The organism is Rhodoferax sp. (assembly GCF_028715765.1).
Classification (GTDB): Bacteria; Pseudomonadota; Gammaproteobacteria; order Burkholderiales; family Burkholderiaceae_C; genus Rhodoferax.
Map to the genome: position 1 here is coordinate 1 of NZ_JAQURE010000088.1, position 4817 is coordinate 4817.

General features: G+C 57.4%; 5 protein-coding genes. 2 read left to right on the forward strand and 3 right to left on the reverse strand.

Features of this window, described 5'->3' with window-relative positions; translation table 11 throughout:
• Window positions 1–518: FAD-dependent protein (locus PHT20_RS16210; RefSeq protein WP_366520951.1), on the forward strand; the 518-nt coding region annotated here is incomplete at its 5' end.
• Window positions 519–644: 126 nt separating this feature from the next.
• On the opposite strand, the gene rhtB is transcribed toward PHT20_RS16210, so the two are convergent.
• The 3 genes from rhtB to PHT20_RS16225 form a co-directional block, all read right to left on the reverse strand.
• On the reverse strand, window positions 645–1274 hold the full coding sequence (rhtB, locus tag PHT20_RS16215) for a homoserine/homoserine lactone efflux protein (protein ID WP_301021342.1): 630 nt from the start codon (window positions 1272–1274) through the stop codon (window positions 645–647).
• Between the two features lie 77 nt (window positions 1275–1351).
• A complete protein-coding gene (htpX, locus tag PHT20_RS16220; RefSeq protein WP_301021343.1) occupies window positions 1352–2227 on the reverse strand; it encodes a protease HtpX in 876 nt (291 codons plus the stop codon).
• Window positions 2228–2351: 124 nt separating this feature from the next.
• Complete coding sequence (locus tag PHT20_RS16225; protein WP_301021344.1) at window positions 2352–2675, reverse strand: DUF6172 family protein; 324 nt, start codon at window positions 2673–2675, stop codon at window positions 2352–2354.
• A 716-nt stretch (window positions 2676–3391) separates the two neighbouring features.
• Between PHT20_RS16225 and PHT20_RS16230 the strand changes: the two genes are divergently transcribed.
• The gene (locus tag PHT20_RS16230) at window positions 3392–4660 is read left to right on the forward strand and encodes a DEAD/DEAH box helicase (RefSeq protein ID WP_301021345.1); all 1269 of its coding nucleotides are present in this window, start codon (window positions 3392–3394) and stop codon (window positions 4658–4660) included.
• Window positions 4661–4817 lie beyond the last annotated feature (157 nt).

Sequence of the window (4817 nt, forward strand, 5' to 3'; positions counted from 1 at the left end):
TAGCCGCCATTCGATATGCGCAAGAAGCTATTGATTTAAGAGCAATTGACCAACACGCAGTTCACCCGCTGGCAGGCATCAACCTGCAGCGCGCACTGGAGGCACAGGCGTTTGAGCTGGGGGGCAACAACTACGACGCACCGGGGCAATTGGTGGGGGACTTCATTACAGGGCGGCCATCTACCGCATTCGGTCAGGTGCTGCCGTCTTACAAACCTGGCGTGAAATTGGGTAATTTGCACACCGCCTTGCCCGACTACGCGATTGCAGCCCTGCAAGAAGCGCTGCCCGCTTTTGGCAAAAAAATCAAAGGCTTTGACCTGCCTGATGCCGTTTTGACCGGGGTAGAAACCCGCACCTCCAGCCCCCTGCGCATTCCGCGCGGCGAAGATTTTCAAAGCACCAACACCCAAGGGCTGTACCCCGGCGGGGAAGGTGCAGGTTACGCCGGGGGTATTTTGTCGGCCGCCGTGGACGGCATCAAACTGGCTGAGGCGGTGGCTCTGACACAGCTTTGATACCTTCATGAGATATCAAAATCAATAGCTACTTACGCAATAGATATAAGCGCTAGAGGCCTAAAATGCATGTAACTTTTGGGTGATTGAATGAGGCCACCCAAACCGTGACTACCTCGACCCGCCTCAACTCGCGCGTTTGAACAACGCCAGCAGCGAGCCCGCCAGCACAAACAAGCTGCCAAAGATGCGGTTCATGGCGCGAATGTGGTGCGGCTCTTTGAGCGCACCCAGCACCCTTGAGGCCAGCGCGGTGTAACCCGACATCACCACCATGTCAGTCAAAGCCAGCGTGGCACCGATGATGAGGTACTGCGGTAGCAGCGGATGGCTCAAATTGATGAACTGCGGCACCACCGCCAGCAAAAACACTGTGCCTTTGGGGTTGACGATGTTGATCAACCAGGCCTTCAGAATCAAGCTACGCTGAGTCACCACTTCGCCACTGTCGTTGATGGCCACCATTGGCCGCGCCGGGGCACGCCACTGCGCAATGCCCAGCCACACCAGATAGCCCACGCCCAGCCACTTGACCACGGTAAACGCAGTGGCCGACGCCGCAACCAGCGCCCCCAGCCCAACACCTACCACCAACAACTGCGTCCAGATGCCCAGCACCAGGCCAAAGATGGTGACGTAGCCGTATTTGAAGCCGTGGTTGAGTCCGGCGCTCATGGACGCAATGGCGCCTGGCCCGGGCGAAATGCTGATGGCCCAGGAGGCGGCAAAAAAAGTGAGCCAGGTGGTCAGTTCCATGGATGGAGTGGGGTTGAGACCTTCAAAGCCCCCATTGGCAATCAGCCCGCAGGGTGCTTTGAAGGTCTGAAGCCATGTCAGTTTTGGGCGTTTTGCAGCGCGGCAATGCGGTCTTCAATCGGTGGGTGGGTGGAAAACAGTTGGCCAATGCCACCGGCAATGCCAAAGGCAGCCACGCTTTTGGGCAGCTCACCGGTGTGCAGGCCACCCAAGCGGGCCAGCGCGTTGATCATGGGTTGGCGCCGCCCCATCAGTTCAGCGGCACCGGCGTCAGCGCGGAATTCGCGGTGGCGGCTGAACCAGGCAACCACAATGGCAGCGGCAAAGCCCAACACAATGTCGAGCACAAAGGTGGTGACCATGTAGCCAATGCCGGGGCCGCTGTTTTCGCTGTCGCCCTTGCGCAAAAAGCTGTCGATGGCGTAGCCGATGACACGGCTCAAAAACACCACAAAAGTGTTCATCACACCCTGGATCAGCGTCATGGTGACCATGTCGCCATTGGCCACGTGCGCCACTTCGTGGGCGATCACGGCCTCGATTTCTTCATGCGTCATGCCTTGCAGCAAACCGGTGCTGACCGCCACCAACGATGAATTTTTAAACGCACCGGTGGCAAAGGCGTTGGGGTCGCCTTCAAAAATACCCACTTCAGGCATGCCAATGCCAGCCTTGGTGGCCAGTTTTTGCACGGTGTTGACGATCCAAGCCTCGTCGGCATTGGCGGGCTGGTTGATGACGCGCACGCCCGAGGTCCACTTGGCCATGGGTTTGCTGATCAGCAACGAGATGATGGCGCCGCCAAAACCCATGATCAGCGCAAAGCCCAGCAACGCGCCCAAGTTCAAGCCGTTGGGGGTGAGGTAGCGATTCACGCCCAGCAAGCTGGCCACAATGCCCAGCACCGCCACCACCATGACGTTGGTTAAAACAAATAAAAGTATGCGTTTCATGATGTCCTTTTCAAAAAAAATGCGGCTCATCCGCGAAGTGTGTGAATGGTAGAGATGAAACGCCAAATTTCAATGTTTTCAAGGGTCAAACCCTTACGCCGACTGCCGATTTGGTGCGCATCAGTCAGGCTGCGGGGTCGTCAACTGCAGCGTCCAAGCTGTCGGCTTTGACCTTGCGAATGCCGGGCTTGGCCAGCAGTTCAACATAAAACGCGGGACTGCCAGCCTGTGCGGCGGCGTCAATCAGAGCAGTCAGTTCGGCCACATGTACGGACAGAGCCAGCTCAGCGGTGTGGCCAAACTTACAGTCAAAGTCCCAAAAATCCACGCCTTCAGGCAGCGCTTTGCGGCGCTCGCGTTTTAAGTACTGGCGAATGTCGTGCTTGGTGGCTTCCAGTACGCGCGCTGGGTTTTTGCCTTCAATTTGGAGTTGAAATGTTTTTTTCACGGTGTCCTTGTGTTCGGTGGGGCGCGCAGAGCTGCGGCCAAACGTTGAGCACCTGATTATCCAGCCAAGGGCTGCAGCGCTTGCAGCACTCACTGCCGGGCACGGGGGAGATTCAAAGAGATGTGGCTAAACCACTTTTGTGCGGGCTTCAGACTGTGTCGAAGTTTTGCTATGACTGCCATGGGTGTCGGACTGGCTCTATGCCGTCGGGTTTCTTCAGCGCTCTGCTGCTGCGGTGGTGCGTGCGGTTTTGGGGGCAAAACACGCGCGGGGCTGAGGGTTCAGCCCGCCCAACACCACTTGCGCGCGCCTTTGTCCCCAAAGCCCGGTCACCTGACCCAACCACCACGCCTTATCTGTGTGGATGTTGTGCTGGCATAAATAACAAAATTAATAGCTATACCTTTACTATAGGAGGGCGTTCTCAAATCCAATCGCTACAGGCTGTTTTCTTATAAATCTTCGAGTTCAAACAAAGTGAGGCAGGGTGATTGGGTTGGGTGACCGGGCTTTGGGGTGAAATGCGCGCGAAAGAGGTATTTGCGTAATCAAACATCAGCACCGCGCGTGCTTTCACCCCAAAACCGCACGCGCCTGACCCAGTCGCCCTGCCGGGTTCCACCCCACCCATCACAGCAACACAAGAGCAATTGGAACATCGCCCCCAGCACAGCGCTTGCCCTTAAACTGAAAGTTGTTTTTTCTCAACTCTGCACATGACTTTTTCTTCTCTTGGCTTGAACACCTCTTTGTTGCAGGCTTTACATCGGCTGGGATGGGTGACACCGACACCGATTCAATTGGCGGCCATTGCACCTGCGCTGCTCGGCCAAGACGTGTTGGGGTGCGCCCACACCGGGTCCGGCAAAACGCTGGCGTTTGCGCTGCCCCTGTTGCAAACACTGTCACCCCAGGCCAGTCGCCAGCCCCAGGCGTTGGTGCTGTTGCCGACCCGTGAGCTGGCCGCCCAAGTGGGTGACACGCTGCGCGACTTGGCGCAACAGTTGCCCGTGCCCGTCAAGATCTCTGTGGTGTTTGGCGGGGTGTCGATCAATCCGCAGATGATGGCCTTGCGGGGCGGTACCCAGGTGCTGGTGGCCACGCCGGGGCGGCTGCTGGACTTGGTGGCACAGCACGCGGTGAAGCTCGACCAAATCAAGTGGCTGGTGCTGGACGAGGCCGACCGATTGCTTGACTTGGGGTTTGCCCAGGAGCTGAACCAGATTTTGGCGCTGTTGCCACAACAGCGGCAAAGCCTGTTTTTTTCCGCCACGTTCTCCCCAGCGGTTCAAACCCTGGCGCACAGCATGCTGCATGAACCGGTGTGGGTGGATGTGCGCCCGGACGCAGCCCCACCCGTTGACATTACCCAACGCGCCATTGCGGTCGATGCGTCTCGCCGCACCCAACTGCTGCGCCATTTGATCACCCAACACGGCTGGTCAAGGGTGCTGGTGTTTGTAGCCACCAAATTTGCGGCAGAAATCGTGGCGGATAAATTGCGCAAAGGCGGCGCTACGGCCGAGCCGTTTCATGGTGAATTGAGCCAGGGCAAGCGCACCCAGGTGCTGGCCGACTTCAAGGCCGAGCGCTTGAGCGTGGTGGTAGCAACCGATGTAGCTGCACGCGGACTTGACATTGCCCAATTGCCAGTGGTGGTGAACTTTGACCTGCCACGTTCGGCCACCGACTACACACATCGCATTGGCCGCACCGGACGCGCAGGCTTACCCGGTCTGGCGGTCAGCTTCGTCAGCGCTGAGGCTCAGTCGCATTGGCGGCTGATTTCCAAACGCCATCATCTCAAGGTGCCACTTGAAAGTGTGGTGGGGTTTGAGGCGCAAGACGAAGCTCCCGCCCCATCAACCGACCCCAACGCAGCGGGCAACGGCGGCATCAAAGGCAAACGCTTGAGCAAAAAAGACAAGCTGCGGGCGCAGGCTGCATCAGAAGGCATTGATGAGCGCACCCGGCATGGAACTTAGAACCTGAACGGCGCGGCTGATATTTGTGCTTTGAACCCAGATAGTCCATTAGGATTTTCAAAAGAAAAGTGGTGCAAACCTCCCAGTGCAGATTTCTAATGGATACCATTAGAAATTCCGTTTGAAATCATACGGTTATCCAACAGTCTGGAGGTGA